Origin of the sequence: Aeromonas sp. S9(2024), from assembly GCF_041403185.1 — a bacterium.
GTDB classification, from domain to species: Bacteria; Pseudomonadota; Gammaproteobacteria; order Enterobacterales; family Aeromonadaceae; genus Aeromonas; species Aeromonas enteropelogenes.
On the sequence record NZ_JBGLRE010000011.1, the window covers coordinates 44142 to 64883 of the forward strand.

Below are 20742 nucleotides of genomic sequence, written 5' to 3' on the forward strand. Positions count from 1 at the left end.
CGCCAGCACTGCTGGCGTGGTCGGCATACTACCCATGCCCCCCAAGGCTGTCAACAGGCCGCACTCACAAAGGAGACTGTTTGCCCAGTTCTTGCGCAGCCTGTTGATTTTGCAGGCGAGTTTCGCCTTATCTTCCCTTATTGGGCCCGGGACAGGCTGGTGCAGGCCTCCGGAGTGGCAAAGCGCCCGTAGATGTAACGCAGCCTGGTTCCCAGCATCAGGGCTGCGCTGGTGAGGCCGACAATAAAGCCAATCCAGAAACCCTGCGGCCCCATCTTGGGCACCACCCAGTCGGTCAGCCCTAGGATCATGCCGGTGGGCAGCCCAAGTCCCCAGTAGGCGACGATGGTGACGTAGAAGATGGCCTTGGTGTCCTTGTAACCGCGCAGCGCGGCGGCGGCCACCACCTGCACCGAATCGGAGACCTGGTAGATGGCGGCGAAGAACAGCAGGGTGGCCGCCAGGGTGATCACCTGCAGATCCTCGGTGTAGATGCCGGCAATGGGTTCGCGCAGCAGCACTGTGAGGGCGGCGGTGGCGGCGGCCACGCTCATGCCCAGCATCAGACCGGTGCGGGCGGCGACCCGGGCGTGTTCCGGCAGGCCTTCTCCTATGCTGTGACCGACCCGGATGGTGACACCCACGCCAATCGACAACGGCAGCATGAAGACCAGGCTGGAGAAATTCAGGGCGATCTGGTGACTTGCCACTATCTCGGCCCCGAAGGGTGCCAGCATCAGGGCCACCACGGTGAACAGGGTCACTTCGCAGAAGATGGCCATGGCGATGGGGAACCCGAGCCGGAACAGGCGCCAGATCCGGCTGCCATTGGGGGCGCACAAATGGGAGAAGAGGCGGATTTCGGCGAAGTGGCGGGAGAGCTTCACATAGAGGATCATCGCCAGCAGCATGGCCCACAGCACGATGGCGGTGGCGACGCCGCAGCCGACCCCGCCAAGAGCCGGCATGCCCAGATGGCCGTAAATGAAGACGTAGTTGGCGGGAATATTGACCGCCAGCCCGACGAAGCCGATCACCATGGTCGGCATGGTGTGGGAGAGCCCCTCGCTGAAGTTGCGCAGCACCTGGAACATCACGAAGGCGGGCAGACCCCAGAGGATGGCATGCAGGTAACCTGTGGTCTTGGCCGCCATCACGGGATCCACGTCCATGAACTGCAGCGCCAGCGGGCTGAAGTAGAGTGCCACCATGGCGACGGGGGTTACCATCAGGGCCAGCCAGAAGCCCTGATGCACGGCCGGGCGCACCTCGTCCCGTTTGCGGGCCCCGTTGAGCTGGGAGACGATGGGGGTGAGCGCCATGATGATCCCCTGTACCAGCAGGATGATCGGCAACCAGAAGCTGGAGGCAACCGAGACGGCCGCGAGATCCACGGCGCTGACCTGTCCCGCCATGACGGTATCGACAAAGTTCATGGCGATCTGGGCCACCTGGGCGACCAGAATGGGGCTGGCTAGACGAACGAGTTGCTTCGCCTCGGACCAATAACGTTGCACTGACACCTCCGGGTGGATCAGAAATAAAAGGGAAAGAACGGGTATCGGAAAGGACCCCTGCATACCAGGACGCGGCATGCAGAGGGAAAGAGGGTCATTCTAGCCTGAAATCGGGCGTCGGAGAAACGTTTGGCGCTCCGGCTTGACGGGCAGATCAGGCGTCTTCGTGATCGCTGATCAACAGATTGGCGGCAGCATAGGCGGCTTGCTCACGCAGCTCGGCCGGTACCCGCTCATCGGAGGCGACGGCGTCGAGGGCCCGGATGGCGGCGGCGATGGCCTTGGGCACATAACCCTGTTCGCCGGAACCTATCTGGTTGTAGGCGATGCGGATAGCCTCACAGCATTGATATACCTGCATAAATTTTCCTTGTTGAGCCTGGGATGAATGGCCGCCACTATAGCGAGCCCGGGCCGCCTTGTCAGCCGGTGCGCTTGTCTGGCGACCAACACGAGGTTACCCTGCCATTTTTGTTGTAGCAGGAGACGAGACATGTTCACCGGCATAGTGCAGGGGACCGCCGAACTGGTGGCCATCGACGCCCAGCCCAACTTTCGCACCCATGTGATCCGCATGCCGGACCCGGACTGGGGGGAAGGGCTGGCGCTGGGGGCATCCGTGGCCCACAACGGCTGCTGCCTCACCGTGACCCGGGTGGAGGGGGAACTGGTCAGCTTCGATCTGATGCAGGAGACCCTGCGCCTGACCAATCTTGGCGCCTTGCAGGTAGGGGACAAGGTCAACGTGGAGCGGGCGGCCCGCTTCGGCGACGAGATCGGCGGTCATGCCATGTCCGGCCACATCATGGGCATGGCGGAGGTCACCTCGGTGATAGACACCCCCAACAACCGCCAGGTGTGGTATCGCCTTGATCCCGCGCTCATGAAATACGTGTTGACCAAGGGCTATATCGGCATCGACGGCATCAGCCTGACCGTGGGCGAGGTGAGGGGCAACGAGTTCTGCGTCCACCTCATCCCCGAGACCCTGGCCCGCACCAACCTCGGCTGGGTCAAGGCGGGTTGGCGCACCAATATCGAGATCGATCCCCAGACCCAGGCCATCGTCGATACGGTGGAGCGGGTGCTGGCGGCCCGCGAAGGCCAGTGAAGAGCGTGTTGCCACTGCAATGAAGAAGGGCCTGCATGATGCAGGCCCTTCTTGTTGGTATTCATTTCTGACAAATCTTGGCGGACAGGGCCTGCGCCGCGCCGTCGGTTGATACAACGGCAGCGTCCTTGGCGTCACAGCCAATCAGAACAGCTGTTCGTCGTCGGCATCCACAAACAGTTGCAGGCAGTTGCGCGCCTCATCCCGGTGCAGCCGAAGATGGATGGGGTTGCAGCAGGCCATGCAATCTTCATAGAACTCCTGATCCCCTTGGCTGGCATCCAGCTCGACCCGGGTGTGATGACCACAGTGGGGGCAGACGATGCGCTTGCTGGTGTACTCGATCATGATGACCTCCTCAGGCCCGTGGGCCGCCTCTTCTTGAGTTGATTCTAGCCCTCCGGGAGGGCGTTGACCGCGAGCAAGCGCACGTTTATGACAGGGATCAAACACAGGTGAGGGGTCTGCTCAGCAGAGGCGAAAGAGAGGGGAAGTCTGGTCAGTTAAGGCCCTTTCTTTGGAAGCGAAGGGGCGGGAAAACGCGCTTGTGAGCGTATGCCACTCAGCTGGCCAGCACCCCTTTGTGACTTATTTGACCCAGCGGGCCAGCATGTCGGCATCCAGTTCGGTGAGAGAGCGCTGCTAATGGTCGGCGATGGTCAGACGCGGATCCCCCATCAGGGCCGGGCCGATGAACGATCAGCGCCTTGTTTGTGACTTACTTGATCCAGCGGGCCAGCATATCGGCATCCAGCTCGGCGAGAGAGCGCAACTGATGGTCGGCGATGGCCAGACGCGGATCGCCCACTAAAGCCGGATCCGGCACGATCAGCGCCTTCATGGAGGCCGCCTTGGCCGCCAGCAGACCGGTGACGCTGTCTTCGATGGCGAGACAGTGCACCGGCTCCACTCCCAGTTTCTCGGCGGCGTGGATATAGACATCCGGGTGCGGTTTGCCAAAACGCTCCACCTCGGCGGAGTGAACCGCCAGGAAGCGATCGCGGATACCGAGCTTGCCGAGCACGGCCTCTACCATGGCAAAGGGCGAGGAGGTGGCAAGACCCACTTTAAGTCCTTGCGCCTCGATAAGATCGAGCGCTTCCAGCACGCCGGCCTTGGCCTGGCCTTCGCTCAGGATCAGGGCGTTGACCCTGTCCAGGATGCGCTGTACCACCTCTTCCTGGCTGGGGCCGCTCCAGGGACGCAGCCGATACCAGTGGGCCACCAGCTGATCGATGCGCACGCCTATGGTCGATTCGCAATCCTCGACCGAGTGGGGATGGCCCAGCTCGGAGAAGACGGCCATCTGGGCCCGTTGCCAAAAGGGTTCCGAGTCGATCAGAACACCATCCATATCGAAGATCACGGCAGCTAACATCTTGTACTCCAGACAAAGGTGAAGGGGGGATTATAAGGCGGACTCGCAAATGAAAAAGGGGCATCGTCATGCCCCTTGCGCTGGATCATGCTGGCAAACGTTTGATTTCGTGTGCCAAAAAAGTGGGCTTAGAACAGCACCTCGACCCCGGCCGCGACCGCTTTGGCTTTTTCTACCGCTTGGTCGCACTCTTCGGCACGCGCCAGTGCCACCCCGAGACGGCGGCGACCGGCGATCTCCGGCTTGCCGAAGAGGCGCAGCTGGGCACCCGGCACCAGGGCCAGCGCCTCGCCGATCCCCTGATAACGGATATCCTGGCTATGGCCTTCGCGCAGCACTACGGCGGAGGCGCTCGGTCCGTACTGGGTGATGGTACCGATGGGCAGCCCCAGGATGGCGCGTACGTGCAGGGCGAACTCAGAGAGATCCTGGGAGATCAGGGTCACCATGCCGGTGTCGTGGGGGCGGGGGGAGACTTCGCTGAACCAGACCTCGTCGCCCCTGATGAAGAGCTCGACCCCGAACAGGCCATAACCGCCTAGGGCCTCGACCACCTTGGCTGCCACCTCCTTGGAGCGGGCCAGCGCCAGTTCGCTCATCTGCTGGGGCTGCCAGGATTCTCGGTAGTCGCCATCCTCCTGATGGTGGCCGATGGGATCGCAGAAGTGAATACCGTCCACGGCGCGTACCGTGAGCAGGGTGATCTCGTACTCGAAGGGTACGAAACCTTCGACGATCACCTTGCCCCGCCCGGCGCGGCCCCCCTCCTGGGCATAGGTCCAGCTCTCCTCCAGCCTGGCGAGATCGCGCAGTACGCTCTGGCCCTTGCCAGACGAGCTCATCACGGGCTTGACCACGCAGGGCAGACCGATGGCATGCACCGCGGCGTCAAACTCTTCCCGGCTCTGGGCAAAGCGGTAGGGGGAGGTGGGCAGGCCCAACTCTTCGGCGGCGAGCCGGCGGATCCCCTCCCGGTTCATGGTGAGCTGGGTGGCGCGGGCATTCGGTACCACCTTGACCCCTTCCTGCTCAAGCACTGCCAGGGTATCGGTGGCGATGGCCTCGATCTCGGGGATGATGAGGTCGGGCTTTACCTCGGCGACCAGCTCGCGCAGGGCGGCGCCATCCAGCATGTCCAGCACGCGGGCATGGTGGGCCACCTGCATGGCGGGGGCATTGGCATAGCGGTCGGCGGCGATCACTTCGATCCCGAACCGCTGCAACTCGATGGCGACTTCCTTGCCCAGTTCGCCGGAGCCCAGCAGCAGGGCACGGGTGGCGCCGGGGCGGGTTGCGGTTCCAAACATACGATCTCTCCTGATGTCGATGGTCACATTGTTGCGGTCACTATTGGCGGCCAATAGCGGACAAAAAAAGAGGCACGCATGGCGTACCTCAGGAAACGGATTTGCTGGCGCGCTGCTCCAGATGAGTCAGCAGCGTGACGGCACCAATGATGATGGCGGCGCCGAGCCACAGTCGGCCCGGAGGGGCCCAGCCAAATACCAGCCAGCCTGCCAGCACGTTCATGGGCAGCTTGGCAAAGTCGAAGGGCTGCACGAAGGAGGCCTCCGCCACGCTGTAGGCGCGGGCGATGGACATCTGGGCCAGCGCCGACAGCACTCCGGCCAGGGCGACCAGTTGCCATTGAGCGGCCGTGGGCCATTGCCACTCCGGCAGAGCCAGCATGGCATTGAAGGGGGTGCTGAAGATAAGCAGGTAGACCACTATGGTGTGGGACGACTCGCTCGCCGCCTGATAGCGCACCAGCAGGGAGTAACCGGCCCAGAACAGGGCGGCGGCCACCGGCAGCAGGGAGGCCCAGCTGAAATCGTCGGTCCAGGGGGCCAGGATCACCATGGCCCCGGCAAACCCCGCCAGGGTCGCCAGAATGCGGGCCCGGCTCACCTGCTCCTTGAGCAGCAGGGCCGACCCCAGGGTGGCAAACAGGGGAGAGGTCATCAGCAGCGCTATGCCCTGCCAGATGGGGACGGGCACGGCCAGCGCCCACAGCCAGAACTGGATGCCGATCACCGCCAGGGCGACACGCAACAGGTGCAGCCGGAACTGGTTGGTCATCAGGGACTGGCGCAAGCCGTGGCGAACCAGCCAGGGCAGCAGGCAGATCAGGGCGATCAGATACTGGTGAAAGGCGACCTGGGTGGAGGCGAGGCCGAGTTTGAAGCTGACATACTGGCTCAGGCTGTTGACGGCGGCGAAACAGAGGCCAGCCACCATCATCCAGACTGCACCGGCAATGGGAGAGTGCCGTGAGGGTGCCATGGGATCCGGGTCACTGAAAAAAGTGCGGCGGATCATAACGGCAATCGTTTGTTATGCCAAGGCGTGTGGCCCGGGGAGTACGCTCTTTGGCGAGGAAGTGGGCCAATATCAAAAATTTTGAACAAGTTGAGCATCTATTTTCGCTATCTGTATAGAAGCCCAATGTTTAGAGTGACCTTCATCGACAGCCACACTGTTCAACTGACAAGCAAACGGAGCGTCATCATGGCCAACATCCTCGTACTCAAATCCAGCATCCTGGGTCAATACTCCCAATCCAACGCCCTGATCGACGGCTTCCTGGCCGATCATCAGGATGATACCGTCACAGTGCGTGATCTGGCGGCCCTGAACCTGCCGGTGCTGGATGGCGAGCTGGCCTCCGGCCTGCGTGGTGGCGAGAACCTGAACGAGCGTCAACTGGCCGTGCTGGCCCAGTCCGACGAGCTGATCGCCGAGCTCAAGGCAAGCGATCTGGTGGTGATTGCCGCCCCCATGTACAACTTCAACATCCCGACCCAGCTGAAGAACTGGATTGACCTGGTGGCTCGTGCCGGCGTGACTTTCCGCTACACCGAGACCGGCCCGGTCGGTCTGGTGGAGAACACCCGGGCCCTGGTGATCAGCCCCCGTGGCGGCATGCACGTCGGCAGCGCCACCGATCTGGTGACCCCCTACATGCGCACCGTGCTGGGTTTCATCGGCATCAAGGAGGTGGACTTCATCTACGCCGAGGGGATGGGTATGGGGCCGGAAGCCCAGAGCAAGGGGATGGAAGCGGCCAAGGCGCAGCTGGAGAGCCTTGCCGTCTAAGCCGACCTGCCCGTCGCGATGTTCGGATAATGACAAACGCAGCCATCTGGCTGCGTTTGTTTTTTAAAGGAGGCGGGTGACACAAGGGTTGGGAGAGAAGAAAAGCCCTTTAACGCCAGAGGCAAGAGAGTCGGGCCGTCAATCCATGATAAAGCGGCGACAGCCGCGGATCAGCACCAGGAATACAGCCACCAGCAGGGCGCAGAGCAGGGTGGTCAGCCACTGTTCACCATCTTGCGGCAAGTAGGGAATAAACAGGCTGATCATCAACAAGGCGGCGAGGCTGATCAGCAGGTTCTGTCGGGTCATCATCTTGGGTCATCCTTGGTTTGCTTGCCTGAAACGAATCTAATGCCCTCTTGTGACAGCCTGATGTATCCATCCATCAAGCCGTCGGGGCTTCCCTCTGTTGGGGCTCCTCCGACCATATCAGGTTTTGGCCATGGAGCCAGCGCCGCAGCCGGCTCTGTGATCCCGATCCCTATCTGAACTGCTTCTGATCAGGCTGGTAGTGGAAATCGCCGCTGGCGAGTTTGGCCTCGAGGGCCGCTTTATCGAGATCCTGCGCCTTGCAGAGATCATCCAGATCGTCATAGCGATCGCGCAGCTGCATATTGATCAGGCTCAGCAGCATGTTGACGTCCATGGTGGCGAATTTTTTCAAATCCATGGTTATTGCTCCTTGTCCAGGGATTGCAGCTGCTCGATGGCGGCACTGACGGTGTGCAGATGCTGGCGGATCGCCTCGCGGGATTCGCTGGGCAGGTAGTCGGTCAGGGTGTGCTGCCAGCTTCCCGCCTCGCTCTTGAGCTGCTGGAAGAGGGAGAGGCCCGCATTGGTGAGGGAGACCAGGCTGATGCGTTTGTCTTGCTCGCTGCTCTCGGTAAAGATGATCCCCTTCTCGGCCAGACGGCGGATCTCGCGAGAGATGCGCACCTTGTCCATGCCGCTCGCCTCTACCAGCTCTTTCTGGCTGATGGGGTAGTGGGGGCCGAGCACCATCATCAGGCGCCACTGGGGCACGGTCAGTTGATAGCGCTGTTCGTAAAACTGCTCGAAAGTATCCCGTAGCATCTCGGCGGCGTGAACCAACTGATAGGGCGGGTAGTGGGCGAGTAAAGCGATGATTTTTGACATATTACACCCTGCTGTGACAGCTGCATCTGGTGCAGTTTCTTTTGATACTTTGACAATGATGATACGAGACTAACGCGGATTTGTCTGACCCGGCAGCGATGAAATGTGCGGTGGCGCACGACATCCTGCGAAAGCCGGGTCAGTCAGGCGGGTTTTTAATCCGGGTTTGTTCAGCCTTTGCGCAACCAGAGCAGGGCCTGGTGCTTGAGCCAGGCATCGCGGGTATAGAGGGCGTAGAGCGCAGCTTCGTCACGACTGCCCGCCTGCCAGCTGCCGGGCTCCTGCTTTGGCAGCTTGCGCTGACCGAGCAGGCAGGCCGGGATGTGCGGGTTGGCATTGATGGCCGCCAGCAAATGCTCCCTGGCTGCCTCGGCGCCTTTTGTGGCAAACACCATCAGCGCCTTGTTGTAGAGCAGCCAGCTGGAGGCTTCGTCAAAGCGTACCAGCAATCCTGCCAGCGCCTCCCAGTCCCCTTGCCGGGCATAGAGGGTGGAGAGGTGATAGCGGCAACCCGGCTCGTCGGCCTGGCAGAGGGTGAGCAGATCCAGGTATTCGGCCCTGGCTTCTGCCAACTGGCCCAGCTGCAGCAAGCAGTCGGCGCGGCCGGCTCTGGCCGCCAGCAGCGGTCTGGCTTCGTGTGAACTCCAGCCATGGCCGGCGGTCTGTTGCCAGAAGGCATCGTCAAACAACGGGCTGGCATCGGCGATGATCTTGTCGAACCAGCCCAGACGCACCTTGTGATCCCGGCTGGCATCGGCCAGGGCGAACCACTTTTGCCACTGCTCGGCCTGCTCGTTGTTCAGTGCCACCTCGGCGCTGGGGGCAGCCTGGTATTGATCCAGATTGAGCAACTGGTTGAGGGCGGTCTTCATGTGCTGGCGCTGGCGTTTGCAGAATTCGGCAAACGGCAGATCGCTGGCGGCAGCGCTATAGAGCATCTGCGCCATGGGCTTGTCACGAAACAGACAGAGCTCGGCCGCGAGGCTGAATCTGTGCTGGGTGGTGAGATCGTTCAAATCCTTTGGCTTGGGCCAGGTGGCAAACCCCTGACTAAACCCGTAGCACCACTGCCCGAGGGGATGCTGTTTGTCGAATACCTGCTCGGGATCGTCACTGGGCAGGCGACACTGGCTGGGCAGGGCCAGTTGCTCTTCATCGGCCAGGCTCTCCAGCTCCGCGATCAGATGGTGCAGCGCTTCGGCGCTCTTCTCATCCAGCTCGGCATCCTGCTCCAGCAAACCGGCCAGCGGCTGCTGCCAGTCGGGCTGCTCCGGCCCCACCAAGCGGGCGCACAAAAAGCCGTGCAGGGCAGGGTAGGTCATGTCCTGTGCACTGTGTTGCTGGATCCATTGATTAAGATGGCGGGTACGAGTGGATGGGTTCATCGACGACTCCTCTGGATTTGAACAGCCGCGAAGTCTACCCAAATGTGGGGTTATTTGCAGTAAAAGCCCGCCTGCATGGCGATTTTATCGCCTGTCTGGTGGCGAAATGCACCAAAGACGAGGCCTTGCGTTGCGATGGGGACTAGGCCGGATCGCCGGTTTTGGGGTAACATGCGCGGCCATCAGGGCCCTGATCCAGCTGGCCCATCCGGTAAAGAAAAAGAGAGCACCATGATACAGATTGGCAAGATGAACACCCTCAACGTCGTTGAACTCGAAGACCGTGGCGCCTGGCTCGCGGCCGAGGAGTACGGTGAACTGCTGCTGCCCAGGCGCCAGCTGCCGGAAGGGGTCAAGGAGGGGGACGATGTGCAGGTGTTCCTCTATCTGGATGCTGACTGCGAGCCGGTGATCACCACTGACAAGCCGTTTGCCATGGTGGACGAATTTGCCGGCCTCAAGGTGGTCAACGCCAACAAGATCGGCGCCTTCCTCGACTGGGGCATGAAAAAGGATCTGTTTGTGCCAAGCCGCGAACAGAACAAGCCGATGCAGGTGGGACATACCTATCTGGTGCGCCTGATGCTCGATCACGAAGGGCGCATGGTGGGCACCAGCCGTCTGGAGCGTTTCCTCAGCACCGCCAAACCGCCCTTCAAGGCGGGGGACGAGGTGACCGCTCTGCCAGGTGAACACTCTCCCTTGGGCATCAAGGTGATCGTCAACGGCCAGTACCCGGGCATGCTGTTTCGCAACGAGATCTTCGGCCGGGTGATGACGGGGCGTCCCCAGACCGCCTGGGTCAAGCAGGTGCGCGAGGATGGCAAACTGGATCTGACCCTGCAAAAGCCGGGGATGGCCAAGGTAGATGACGCCGGTGAGCGCATCCTGGCGCGGATGAAGAAGCAGGGCGGCAGCCTGGCGGTAGGTGACAAGAGCGAGCCCGAGCTCATCTACAAGCTGTTTGCCATGAGCAAGGGTACCTTCAAGAAGGCCATCGGCGGCCTCTACAAGCAGGGCAAGATCGTCATCGAAGACAACTGCATTACCCTGACTGACGCCGCCCAGGGTGGGGAGCAGGAGTAAGTGCCGAGCCCCTGCATCGGTGCGTGTCGGGCGAAAGATGGCCTCTGTCTCGGCTGTGGTCGTACCCTCACCGAGATAGGTCACTGGTCGGCGATGGAGAGCGAGGCCCAGCTGGCGGTAATGGCCGAGCTGGATGGCTCGAAAAGTACCCATCTCTGCCCGGGCTGCGGAGAGCCGGCCTACTGCGCCGTCTCCGCTGGCGCCACCATAGATGAGTGTTGGTGCAGCCAGCTGCCGGCCCTGCCCATGAGCGAGGCCGGCGCCTGCTGGTGTCGCCGCTGTCTGGCCAAGGCCATCGCGGCCCAACCCTGAATGTGAGGGTTGACAGTAAAAACGAGAAAGGCGCCGAGGGCGCCTTTTTTATGCCTGTTGCTGGCGATGCCAGCGTATATGAACTTCATTTTCCTGCATCAGCCGGGGCAACAGGAAGGTGGCGAAGATCACCTCGAATTCATCCTGATGATCCAGCAAGCCGACCCACACCTCTACCCAGCGTTCCATGTCGACCGGTTCGCCCAATTCTGTGGACCAGTCTGCATTAGGCAGCGTCGCCTCGACGGCGCCACGCTTTTCAAACTCCAGGGTGATATCGACAATTTGCTCAGGGGCCAGCATGTCTGCAGCCTGTTCGAGAAACTGATCATAGGCCCATTCGACCAGCTGATCCGGGGTACGCTGTTCCATGAAATCACTCCAGATTCGTCGGGGTTCGCTACTGTAGCAAGGATTGGCACCGGCGGCCAGACCAGTGCGCCGGCAGACGGGCGGGTCTGTCCAATTGGCCCCAGTAGGGGTATGGTTAACACGCAGCCAGGCAGGGGAGTCAGAGGATGAAACCGCGAGGACGACGACGGCAGATCAAGCGACGGCGGGAGACCTGGTGGTGGCACTATCTGCCGCTTCACCGCGAGACGGTGGGTGGCCATCTCGGTCCCCCGGCGCCTCCCGACGCCGGTTAATCATCAATCAGCCTGCTGGACCCGGGTCAGGGTGAGCTGGCCGAGCTGACTCATCTGGCGGCGGATCCAGGCCGAGCGCTGCTGCACATAGGGTGAAGGGGGATTGACCTTGTAGCGCCAGGGGTTGGGCAGCGCCGCCGCCAGCAGGGAGGCCTCATAGCGAGTCAGCCTTGCAGCGGGTTTGCCGAAGTAGTGTCTGGCCGCCGCCTCGGCGCCATAGATCCCCGGTCCAAACTCCACAATATTGAGATAGACCTCAAGGATGCGGGACTTGTCCCAGCCCAGCTCCATCAACAGGGTAAACCAGGCCTCCAATCCCTTGCGCAGGAAGCTGCGATCGCTCCACATGAAGAGATTCTTGGCCGTCTGCTGGCTAAGGGTGCTGGCACCGCGCACCCGGCTGCTCTGCTGATTGTGCTTGAGGGCGGAGCTGATGGCGTCGAGATCGAAACCGTGATGCTCGGCAAAATGCTGATCCTCGGCGGCGATCACCGCCAGCTGCAGCTCGCGGGAGATCTGCCCAAGCGGCACCCAGTCATGTTTGACCTCAGCCACCTTGGCAGGGGGAAACAGCGCACGCTCAATGCGCCAGCTCCACATGGGCGGATCGATAAAACGCAGCAGTGCCACCGAACCGACCGACAACAGCAGGGCGGCCAGCAGCAGCTTGCCCACCCACCTCAGCAGGCGTCGCACCAGTGTCGGCCGCACGGGATCAGGCTCTGATCCCCAGTCGTAGTGATCCGGATCATCGGGATCCGGAATTATTGGGGGAGCCATTCGATGTGGCAGAACTTCTCGTCGACACGGCGGGAGAGCAGCATACGGGCAAAGAGGTGTTCGTACTCTTCTTGCTCGTTGCCAAGGCCGACCCAGATCTCGGCATAGTCGGCATCGCTGACCTCAAATCCCACGTCCGCTTCCCAGTCGTCGGCCGGATCGGTTTCCGCCAGCAGGCCCCGGTTGTTGAACTCCTGGTTGAAGAGGGTGATCTCCTGCTCCGGCAGGTTGTCGGACGCCAGCTCCATGAAGAGTTCGAGGGCGGTGTCGAGCAGTTCCTCGACGCTGTGCATTTCGGCATTCAAAGACATAAACGGTCGATTCCAGAAAAGGGGGACAAGTGACCGGACAGGGCAAACCCGATGGTCGCGGCTATTCTAGCGATCGTGCGAGCGGTTGGCGAGACGGGGCGGGTCATGAGGGGGTATTTGTGATGATAAAAGACCGGATCCCGCCAAGGATCCGGTCTTTATTGGGGAAAAAGGTCACGCATAGGGCGTCAGCTCATCCCTTCTTGTCATCGGCGAAGGTGATGTTGAGCTCGAGGACCGACAGCTCATCACTCTTCTGATCCAGCTGGACGGTGATCTTGTCCGGATCGATGTTGACGTATTTACGGATCACATCGAGGATATCCTGCTTGAGCTGGGGCAGGTAATCCGGCCCCCCTCTGGATGAACGCTCGTGTGCGACGATGATCTGCAACCGCTCTTTGGCCAGTTGTGCGGTGTTCTGTTTCTTGTTGGAACGAAAATAATCCAATAATGACATGCTTAACTCCCGAACAGTCGGCTAAAGAAGCCCTTCTTCTCTGCTTCCAAAAAACGAAATTCCTTGGTGTCGCCCAGCAGGCGGGACACCGCATCTTCATAGGCCTGACCGGCATCGGACTCTTTGTCCAGAATCACCGGCTCGCCGGAGTTGGAGGCGCGCAGCACCGCCTGGGACTCCGGGATCACCCCGAGCAGGGGGATGGCCAGGATCTCCTGCACGTCCTGCACGCTCAGCATGTCGCCGCGGTTGACGCGGGTCGGGCAGTAGCGGGTCAGCAGCAGGTGCTCCTTGATGGGGTCTTCTCCGCGCTCGGCACGGCGGGACTTGGAGGCCAGGATGCCGAGGATCCGGTCCGAGTCACGCACGGAGGAGACTTCCGGGTTGGTGGTAACGATGGCCTCGTCGGCAAAGTAAAGGGCCATCAGGGCGCCCGCTTCGATCCCTGCAGGGGAATCGCAGACGATGTAGTCGAACTTCATCTCGGCCAGCTGATCCAGGATCTTCTCGACCCCTTCACGGGTCAGTGCGTCCTTGTCCCGGGTCTGGGAGGCGGGCAGTATGAACAGGTTCTCGCAGCGTTTGTCTTTGATGAGGGCTTGGTTGAGATTGGCTTCCCCATTGATGACGTTGACGAAGTCATACACCACGCGGCGCTCGCAGCCCATGATGAGATCCAGATTTCTCAGACCGATGTCAAAATCGATGACCACTGTCTTGTGACCACGCTGGGCTAAACCTGTGCTCAGGGCCGCACTGGTGGTGGTCTTGCCAACGCCACCTTTACCCGATGTAACGACAATAATTCGCGCCATTCTCGCTTCCTTGTAACTCTATTTGATACGGTCTATTCGGAGTTGTTCATTGTCCAGCCGGATATGTACCGCTTGCTGGATCAGGCCTGCCGGCAGGGCATCGCTCAACTGGAAAGTACCCGCGATGGAGAGCAGCTCGGCCTGCAATTGTTGACAATAGATCCGGGCCTGGGTGTTGCCACGGGCGCCGGCAATGGCCCTGCCACGCAGGGTGCCATAAATATGAATGCTGTCATCGGCGAGCACTTCGGCCCCCGGACTGACTGAGCCCAGCACCACCAAGGAGGTGCCTGCGGCATAAATCTGCTGGCCGGATCGCACCGGCCCCACGTGTACCCTGGTCGGGATCAGGGGGGCTGGCTCGGGTTCGGGGGCCACCACGGGGGCGACCGGCTCGGGGGCCGGTTCACTCTTGCGGCTCTTGCCGGAGGCCATTACCGCCAGCCCTGCGGCCTTGGCCGCTGTCTTCATCTCTTCATTGCGCGCCCCAGTCACGCCCACCAGCACGAACTCCTCGGATTCCACCAACTCCTTGAGCTGCTCAAAATCCGGGATATGTTCCAGCCGGGAGACATTGATCACCAGGGGGGCACAGTTAAAAAAGTAGGGGGCCTGGGCCACCTTTTCGGCCAACAACTGACGGATCCGCTCTGGCTCGCCATCGCTGATATGCAACACAGAAATAGTGAAGGTGGACCCTTTCAATTCGTTATCGCGCTCAACCATGAATCTTCCCCGAGGCAGAGATGCTAATCCGTTATTGTTATTCAATTCCTGATGTTATAGTTTGCCCCCATCAGAGGCAATAAACTCGTCGGATTATATCAATTTCCATGTTGTGTGCAGTCTATAAAAGTCGCAAAAAAGCCGAGACCTATCTTTTTGTTGAAAGAAGAGAGGATTTTTCCCGCGTACCCGAGGCGCTGATGACCACCTTCGGCCGTCCCGAGCTGGTGCTGATGACCAAGCTGGACCCCGCCAAGCCTCTGGGGCTGGCCAATGTCAGCAAGGTGATGGCGGCGCTGACGACCCAGGGCTTCTATCTGCAGGTGCCACCTCCTCCGGAAAATTTGCTGGAACAGCACAAGGCGCAGCTGAAAAAGTCTGGTTAAATATCCAGTACCCAATCGCCGAGAATGGATGGCGAACCGGCTATTTGTATTTTTAGCGCCCCACTTCGGGGCGCGTCATCTCATGGCAAGGATGCAGATAATTCCGGCAATAATAGGTATGTCGAATTAATCAGTGCGTTGAAATATTGCCCAATACATCCAAATTAAAAGTCAATCCGGCCCGGACACAATATCATCAACTTTTGCGACCGCTCACAAAATAGCGTGAGTGGCCACCCCTGATACTTATTTCAGCGCGGACTTTTTGCCCCTTGTCCATATTTGCAACTCCCTGTTGCGGCTGAACTTCTCTTGTCTGGGCAAGTGCTCTCGTACGCAGACCCGCGCAGGCAATGAGACGGACTGTCGTATGCCGTGATACTGCGGGTGGCTGACGAGGGCCGATAACGGGCGTCCGGAGCTGTGCCAGGAGAAAGGGAAGGGCGGTGTGAAAGAGAGTATTAAAGCGTGTCTAAAAAAGGGTTAGCTGCACGAGCATAGCGGTACTGGCCGGCGCTATTGGCTTGCGTGATCCAAAAAGCTTGGCGCTGGCGTGGCGAAAAACGGCAATAAAAAAGGCGGGATAACCCGCCTTTTTTATATTCTGGACTGCTTATTCGCAAGCAACCTGCATCACCTTGATGGCCAGGCCACCGCGAGAGGTTTCGCGGTACTTGGAGTCCATGTCCTTGCCGGTGATGTACATGGTCTCGATGACCTTGTCCAGGGAGACGCGCGGCTTGGAGGTGCGGCGCAGGGCCATGCGGGAGGCGTTGACCGACTTCATGGCTGCGATGGCGTTGCGCTCGATGCAGGGTACCTGCACCTGGCCGGCCACCGGGTCACAAGTCAGACCCAGGTTGTGTTCCATGGCGATCTCGGCGGCTTCACACACGTGCTCCGGGCTACCACCCATCAGCTCGGTCAGACCGGCTGCGGCCATGGAGCAGGAGACGCCCACTTCACCCTGGCAACCCACTTCGGCGCCGGAGATGGAGGCGTTCATCTTGTACAGGATGCCGACGGCACCGGCCGCCAGGAAGAAGCGGGTGTAGTCGTCGCGGCCAACCGGCTGGATGAACTTGTCGTAGTAGGCCAGCACGGCGGGGATGATGCCGGCGGCGCCGTTGGTCGGTGCAGTTACTACACGACCACCGGCCGCGTTCTCTTCGCTCACCGCCAGGGCAAACATGTTGACCCAGTCGACGATACCCATGGGATCGTTGGAGAGGTTCTCGTTGGTGCTCAGCTGACGGAACAGGGGAGCGGCACGGCGGGGCACGCGCAGCGGACCGGAGAGCACGCCCTCGGTGCGGCAGCCGCGATCGATGGCTTCACGCATGGTGTTCCAGATCTTGCCGAACTTCTTGTAGATCTCTTCCGGGGTGTTGAAGCACTTCTCGTTCTCCATCATCAGGGAGGAGATGGAGAGACCGGTCTGGCTGCAGTGGGCAACCAGTTCGGCGGCACTCTTGAACGGGTAACGCACGGCCATGTCGCCGCTGTCGGCCTTGCCGAAGTTCTCCTCGTCGACGATGAAGCCGCCGCCGATGGAGTAATAAGTCTTGCTGTAGATGACGTCGTCTTCGATGAAGGCGGTCAGCTTCATGCCGTTTTCGTGCAGGGGCAGGGCTTCATCGTGGAACACCATGGCATCGCGCGGGAAGCTGACGGTGTGGCAGTGCAGACCGATGGGCAGACGCTCGGTCTGCTCGACACGGGAGATGAACTCGGGGATAGCGTCGATATCAACGTTCTCCGGCAGGTTGCCGGCCAGACCCATGATTATGGCGGTGTCGGTGTGGTGGCCCTTGCCGGTCCAGGAGAGAGAGCCGTAGACGTCGACCTTGATCCGGGTGATATCGCGGATCTTGCCGCCTGCGCGAAGCTCGTCAACAAACTGTTTGGCAGCCTTCATCGGGCCAACAGTGTGGGAAGAGGAGGGGCCTACACCGATTTTGAAGATATCAAAAACGCTGATCATGTCACTATTACCTCAGGGTAGAAGGGGGCGGCATGCCCACTCACTTGAATTGGGGAGATCCATGGTGCGCACAGATTGCGCGGGTCATTGAACCAGATAACCGCAGTGTAACGGTTCAAAGCCTAAAAAAAGTTGAAATAGATCTATTTTTGTTGAATCTGAGGCGCGAGTATAAAATTTATTTTGGTACTTATCCATTTTGTTAAGCCGATAAGCAAAAAAATACCCGGCCAGGCCGGGTAGTTGAGGGCTGAATGAAGCTCGCATCGCTTATTAACATTCTGTAATGTTAACAGCCAGGCCACCACGGGCCGTCTCCTTGTACTTGGTCTTCATGTCGTTGCCGGTTTCCCACATGGTCTTGATCACCTTGTCCAGCGACACCTTGTGCTCGCCGGTACCGCGCAGCGCCAGGCGCGCTGCGTTGATCGCCTTGACCGCCCCCATGGCGTTGCGTTCGATGCAGGGCACCTGTACCAGTCCGCCAATGGGATCGCAGGTGAGCCCCAAATTGTGCTCCATGCCGATCTCGGCGGCGTTTTCCACCATGGCGGGGCTGCCACCGAGCAGTTCGGTGAGGGCACCGGCGGCCATGGAGCAGGCGACCCCCACTTCCCCCTGACAACCCACTTCGGCCCCCGACAGCGACGCGTTCTTCTTATAAAGAATGCCGATGGCGGCGGCGGTGAGGAAGTAGCGCACCAGGATCTCGTCATCCACCTTGTGAACGAAGCGATCATAGTAGTGCAGCACAGCCGGGATGATGCCGGCGGCGCCGTTGGTGGGAGCGGTGACGACCCGGCCGCCCGCCGCGTTCTCTTCATTGACGGCGAGGGCAAACAGGTCCACCCACTCCATCACCATCAGGGGATCCTTGTTGAAGTTGGTCTCGCAGCTGAGCTGGCGAAACAGCCCGGGGGCGCGGCGACGCACCTTGAGTCCGCCCGGCAGCACCCCCTCGCTCTTGCAACCCCGCTCGATGCAGCTTTGCATGGTGTGCCAGATCTTGCGAAGTCCCGCCTTTATCTGTTCGTCGCTGCGAAAGACCCGCTCATTGGCGAGCAGCAGGCCCGAGATGGAGAGGCCGCTCTCCTGGCAGTGGGCGAGCAGTTGGGCTCCGCTGTCAAAGGGATAGGGGATGGGGTGCTCGGCATCGAGACGGGCCGCGTCCTCCTTGGCGGTGGCAAACTGGCTCTCCTCTATGATGAAGCCGCCCCCGACCGAGTAGTAGGTCTGGCTCGACACCATGGTATCGTCGGCGGCAAAGGCGCGCAGGGTCATGCCATTGGTGTGGGCGGGCAGGGTGGTACGCCGGTTGAAGATGATGGCGCCGCTGCGGGGGAAGCGGCTTGGTTGCTCGCCTGCCAGCAGCAGGGTTTGTTCTTGGTCGACCCGGGCCAGCATGGCCGGGATGGCGTCGATGTCGACGGATTCGGGTTCGAATCCCGCGAGTCCCAGAATGATAGCCTTGCCGGTGCCGTGCCCCTTGCCGGTCTGGCCCAAAGAGCCGTAGCACTCCACCTCGACCCGGGTGATGTGGGGTAAATGGCCCTGCAGCTTGAGTTGTTGAACGAAGGCATAGGCTGCACGCATGGGGCCCACCGTGTGGGAAGAGGAGGGGCCGATACCAATGGAAAAAAGATCAAACACGCTGATCATGACATCACTCCGGTGATGGTTTATGTCTGTTTATTCTAGGATTTTTCCCATGGATGAAAAGCGGTGATCTGCTGCGCTGTGACCTGGACAGCGATATGGGAGCCGGTAGGCAAACCGGGTTGAAGGGGAAACCCCCTTCAACCGGCAGGATCAGGAGAGAAACTCGCAGAGGTAGGCGGTGGGGGTGGCCACTTGCAGCTTGAAGGAGGAGTGGCCCGCGACCACGAAAGAGTGGCCCTGGCTGTAGGTGTGCCACTCCTCTTCACCGGCCAGTTGAATGGTCAGGGCGCCCTTGATCACCGTCATGCGCTCGGGGGCGGCAGTGTTGAACAGGTAATCACCCACGTTCATGACGCCAACCGTGGATTTCTCGTCATTTTGCTCAAAACCGATGGATTTTACATTTCCGTCGAAATATTCGTTAACTTTCAGCATCTTTACATCCTTGTTTATTCGTTGATAGGGTCAAACTAGCACACTCTTTCGCCCGTTGTCATGGCAAGATGCGGGAAAAACCGACAAGACCGTATTGAATCTTTACTTTTTAGCAAAATTATTAATAGCTTCGGTTAACGATTTGCTGATTTAAAACAGCAATTAAATATGAGATAAAGCGCCCAAACAGGGGAATGAGCGGATGCTCATTCCCCTGTTTGGTTAATTGCACTGGGAAAAGTGTGAATTTTGCTACATAAAGGAACAGATTGTGTTAACTAAAGGACTCATTAGAAATATCGGCTTCCAGGTGATGGTTGCCATGGTACTGGGTGTGCTGGCCGGGGTGTTCATGGGTGAACAGGCGGCCATCTTCGCTCCACTCGGTAGCCTCTTCATCCAGCTGATCAAGATGCTGGTGATCCCCCTGGTGGCTGTGGCCATTCTCTCCGGTGCCGCCAACCTGGGGACCAGCCCGGCGGCCGGCAAGATAGGTGCCGCCACCCTGGGCTTCTTCCTGTTGACGTCTGCACTGGCCGTCTCCTTGGCGCTGGTGATGGGACAACTCTTCAAACCCGGCATCGGTGTCGACTTCGGTGCCATGTCCACCCTGTTCAGTGGTGACTACTCCGACAAGGGCGCACTGCCCGATGCGGTGGCTACCGTGCTCGGGATGATCCCGACCAACGTGTTCCAGTCTTTGAACGAGGCCAACATACTGCAGATCCTGGTGTTCTGCATGTTCCTCGGCATCGCGCTGGCCAAGCAGCCCCGTGAACGGGCCAAGCCGCTGGTCGATGGCCTCAATACCTTGGTGGATGCTTTCGTCTGGATGATCAACAAGGTGATGCTGATTGCGCCCCTGGGGGTCTTCGGCCTGATGGCCGACGCCATCGGTACCTATGGTTTCGATGTGCTGACCCTGGTGCTCAAGCTGTTCCTGGTCTATGTCGGCGCCATCCTGATCTTCGGTTTCGTGGTCTATCCGCTGCTGGTGGCGATCTTCTCCAACACCCCGGTGATGAAGTATCTCTCCGCCATGAAGAAGCCGCAGATCGTGGCCTTCTCCACCGCCTCTTCCATGGCGACCCTGCCGGTCAACATGGAAACCTGCGAGCGGGAGTTGAAGGTGAGCAATGCTACGGCCTCGTTCGTGCTGCCGCTGGGTGCCACCATCAATATGAGCGGTAACGCCATCTATTACGGTCTGGTCGCTATCTTCTTCGCCCAGATCTACAACATCGATCTGAGCGCCGGTGCCTGGGCGGCCATCATTGTGACCTCCACCCTGGGGGCTATCGGTCAGGCCGGCGTGCCGGGCCCGAGCTTCCTGGTGGTGGCCGTGCTGCTGGCGGCCGGCATTCCCATCGAAGGCTTGCCGCTGCTGTTTGCCCTGGATCGTCTGTTCGACATGATCCGTACCGCTCTCAATATCACGGGTGATGCGGCCTGTGCGGTCATCGTCGACCGCTTCAGCCCGGAATATGACTCGCAGCGCTGGAACAAGGCGTAACGAC

26 protein-coding genes are annotated in these 20742 nt (G+C 60.1%); 7 read left to right on the forward strand and 19 right to left on the reverse strand.

Annotation, left to right across the window (positions count from 1 at the left end):
• Positions 1–137: 137 nt before the first annotated feature.
• Positions 138–1517 (reverse strand): MATE family efflux transporter, encoded by a 1380-nt coding sequence (locus ACB028_RS16605; protein WP_026457485.1) that lies wholly within the window; start codon positions 1515–1517, stop codon positions 138–140.
• Positions 1518–1671: 154 nt separating this feature from the next.
• Positions 1672–1878, reverse strand: coding sequence for a YaeP family protein (locus ACB028_RS16610; RefSeq protein WP_026457486.1), 207 nt, complete (start codon positions 1876–1878; stop codon positions 1672–1674).
• 132 nt (positions 1879–2010) lie between these two features.
• Here ACB028_RS16610 and ACB028_RS16615 point away from each other — a divergent pair, with 132 nt between their 5' ends.
• Positions 2011–2628: a riboflavin synthase gene (locus ACB028_RS16615; protein WP_026457487.1), complete on the forward strand. Its 618-nt coding sequence runs from the start codon at positions 2011–2013 to the stop codon at positions 2626–2628.
• Positions 2629–2772: 144 nt separating this feature from the next.
• Here the strand turns inward: ACB028_RS16615 and ACB028_RS16620 are convergent, their stop codons facing one another.
• The 4 genes from ACB028_RS16620 to ACB028_RS16635 all read right to left on the reverse strand — a co-directional run bounded on the left by ACB028_RS16620 (position 2773) and on the right by ACB028_RS16635 (position 6289).
• Positions 2773–2976, reverse strand: coding sequence for a CPXCG motif-containing cysteine-rich protein (locus tag ACB028_RS16620; RefSeq protein WP_026457488.1), 204 nt, complete (start codon positions 2974–2976; stop codon positions 2773–2775).
• Positions 2977–3346: 370 nt separating this feature from the next.
• Complete coding sequence (gene hxpB / locus ACB028_RS16625; protein WP_371144767.1) at positions 3347–4006, reverse strand: hexitol phosphatase HxpB; 660 nt, start codon at positions 4004–4006, stop codon at positions 3347–3349.
• Between the two features lie 128 nt (positions 4007–4134).
• The gene (gene purT, locus ACB028_RS16630; RefSeq protein ID WP_371144768.1) at positions 4135–5313 is read right to left on the reverse strand and encodes a formate-dependent phosphoribosylglycinamide formyltransferase; all 1179 of its coding nucleotides are present in this window, start codon (positions 5311–5313) and stop codon (positions 4135–4137) included.
• Positions 5314–5401: 88 nt separating this feature from the next.
• Entirely contained in the window at positions 5402–6289 is an 888-nt protein-coding gene (locus ACB028_RS16635; RefSeq protein WP_223380458.1) for a DMT family transporter, read from the reverse strand.
• Positions 6290–6514: 225 nt separating this feature from the next.
• Here ACB028_RS16635 and ACB028_RS16640 point away from each other — a divergent pair, with 225 nt between their 5' ends.
• Positions 6515–7102 carry an FMN-dependent NADH-azoreductase gene (locus tag ACB028_RS16640; protein ID WP_216992415.1) on the forward strand — a complete coding sequence of 196 codons (588 nt, stop codon included), beginning with the start codon at positions 6515–6517 and terminating at the stop codon, positions 7100–7102.
• Between the two features lie 138 nt (positions 7103–7240).
• On the opposite strand, the gene ACB028_RS16645 is transcribed toward ACB028_RS16640, so the two are convergent.
• The 4 genes from ACB028_RS16645 to ACB028_RS16660 form a co-directional block, all read right to left on the reverse strand.
• Entirely contained in the window at positions 7241–7414 is a 174-nt protein-coding gene (locus tag ACB028_RS16645) for a hypothetical protein (protein WP_167335313.1), read from the reverse strand.
• A gap of 169 nt (positions 7415–7583) precedes the next feature.
• Positions 7584–7772 carry a DUF4250 domain-containing protein gene (locus tag ACB028_RS16650; protein ID WP_042026057.1) on the reverse strand — a complete coding sequence of 63 codons (189 nt, stop codon included), beginning with the start codon at positions 7770–7772 and terminating at the stop codon, positions 7584–7586.
• A gap of 2 nt (positions 7773–7774) precedes the next feature.
• Positions 7775–8239 carry a MarR family winged helix-turn-helix transcriptional regulator gene (locus ACB028_RS16655; protein WP_026458376.1) on the reverse strand — a complete coding sequence of 155 codons (465 nt, stop codon included), beginning with the start codon at positions 8237–8239 and terminating at the stop codon, positions 7775–7777.
• A gap of 170 nt (positions 8240–8409) precedes the next feature.
• Complete coding sequence (locus ACB028_RS16660) at positions 8410–9624, reverse strand: YecA family protein (protein WP_223377835.1); 1215 nt, start codon at positions 9622–9624, stop codon at positions 8410–8412.
• Between the two features lie 231 nt (positions 9625–9855).
• Between ACB028_RS16660 and ACB028_RS16665 the strand changes: the two genes are divergently transcribed.
• Together ACB028_RS16665 and ACB028_RS16670 are read left to right on the forward strand one after the other, a co-directional pair.
• Positions 9856–10710 (forward strand): S1 RNA-binding domain-containing protein, encoded by an 855-nt coding sequence (locus ACB028_RS16665; RefSeq protein WP_223377833.1) that lies wholly within the window; start codon positions 9856–9858, stop codon positions 10708–10710.
• Entirely contained in the window at positions 10711–11022 is a 312-nt protein-coding gene (locus ACB028_RS16670; protein ID WP_042026060.1) for a DUF1289 domain-containing protein, read from the forward strand. It begins immediately after the preceding gene.
• 48 nt (positions 11023–11070) lie between these two features.
• On the opposite strand, the gene ACB028_RS16675 is transcribed toward ACB028_RS16670, so the two are convergent.
• The gene (locus ACB028_RS16675; RefSeq protein WP_026457797.1) at positions 11071–11394 is read right to left on the reverse strand and encodes an HI1450 family dsDNA-mimic protein; all 324 of its coding nucleotides are present in this window, start codon (positions 11392–11394) and stop codon (positions 11071–11073) included.
• 146 nt (positions 11395–11540) lie between these two features.
• On the opposite strand from ACB028_RS16675, the gene ACB028_RS16680 reads away from it, so the two are divergent.
• On the forward strand, positions 11541–11669 hold the full coding sequence (locus tag ACB028_RS16680) for a hypothetical protein (RefSeq protein ID WP_267884078.1): 129 nt from the start codon (positions 11541–11543) through the stop codon (positions 11667–11669).
• 3 nt (positions 11670–11672) lie between these two features.
• On the opposite strand, the gene mtgA is transcribed toward ACB028_RS16680, so the two are convergent.
• The 5 genes from mtgA to minC all read right to left on the reverse strand — a co-directional run bounded on the left by mtgA (position 11673) and on the right by minC (position 14761).
• Complete coding sequence (gene mtgA / locus ACB028_RS16685; RefSeq protein ID WP_327786504.1) at positions 11673–12380, reverse strand: monofunctional biosynthetic peptidoglycan transglycosylase; 708 nt, start codon at positions 12378–12380, stop codon at positions 11673–11675.
• Between the two features lie 53 nt (positions 12381–12433).
• Positions 12434–12760, reverse strand: a complete 327-nt coding sequence (locus tag ACB028_RS16690; RefSeq protein WP_042026064.1) for an HI1450 family dsDNA-mimic protein — start codon at positions 12758–12760, stop codon at positions 12434–12436.
• A 193-nt stretch (positions 12761–12953) separates the two neighbouring features.
• Positions 12954–13220 (reverse strand): cell division topological specificity factor MinE, encoded by a 267-nt coding sequence (gene minE, locus ACB028_RS16695; RefSeq protein WP_042012553.1) that lies wholly within the window; start codon positions 13218–13220, stop codon positions 12954–12956.
• A 2-nt stretch (positions 13221–13222) separates the two neighbouring features.
• Positions 13223–14035: a septum site-determining protein MinD gene (minD, locus tag ACB028_RS16700; RefSeq protein WP_042026066.1), complete on the reverse strand. Its 813-nt coding sequence runs from the start codon at positions 14033–14035 to the stop codon at positions 13223–13225.
• Between the two features lie 18 nt (positions 14036–14053).
• Positions 14054–14761: a septum site-determining protein MinC gene (gene minC, locus ACB028_RS16705; protein WP_371144769.1), complete on the reverse strand. Its 708-nt coding sequence runs from the start codon at positions 14759–14761 to the stop codon at positions 14054–14056.
• 107 nt (positions 14762–14868) lie between these two features.
• Here minC and ACB028_RS16710 point away from each other — a divergent pair, with 107 nt between their 5' ends.
• Positions 14869–15147, forward strand: a complete 279-nt coding sequence (locus ACB028_RS16710; protein ID WP_042026070.1) for a YcgL domain-containing protein — start codon at positions 14869–14871, stop codon at positions 15145–15147.
• Positions 15148–15760: 613 nt separating this feature from the next.
• On the opposite strand, the gene ACB028_RS16715 is transcribed toward ACB028_RS16710, so the two are convergent.
• From ACB028_RS16715 to ACB028_RS16725, 3 genes are all read right to left on the reverse strand, one after another.
• On the reverse strand, positions 15761–17131 hold the full coding sequence (locus tag ACB028_RS16715; RefSeq protein ID WP_042026072.1) for an L-serine ammonia-lyase: 1371 nt from the start codon (positions 17129–17131) through the stop codon (positions 15761–15763).
• 273 nt (positions 17132–17404) lie between these two features.
• A complete protein-coding gene (locus tag ACB028_RS16720; RefSeq protein WP_061477496.1) occupies positions 17405–18790 on the reverse strand; it encodes an L-serine ammonia-lyase in 1386 nt (461 codons plus the stop codon).
• Positions 18791–18940: 150 nt separating this feature from the next.
• Positions 18941–19225, reverse strand: a complete 285-nt coding sequence (locus ACB028_RS16725) for a pyrimidine/purine nucleoside phosphorylase (protein WP_042026075.1) — start codon at positions 19223–19225, stop codon at positions 18941–18943.
• A gap of 271 nt (positions 19226–19496) precedes the next feature.
• On the opposite strand from ACB028_RS16725, the gene ACB028_RS16730 reads away from it, so the two are divergent.
• Positions 19497–20738: a dicarboxylate/amino acid:cation symporter gene (locus ACB028_RS16730; RefSeq protein ID WP_338609892.1), complete on the forward strand. Its 1242-nt coding sequence runs from the start codon at positions 19497–19499 to the stop codon at positions 20736–20738.
• Positions 20739–20742 lie beyond the last annotated feature (4 nt).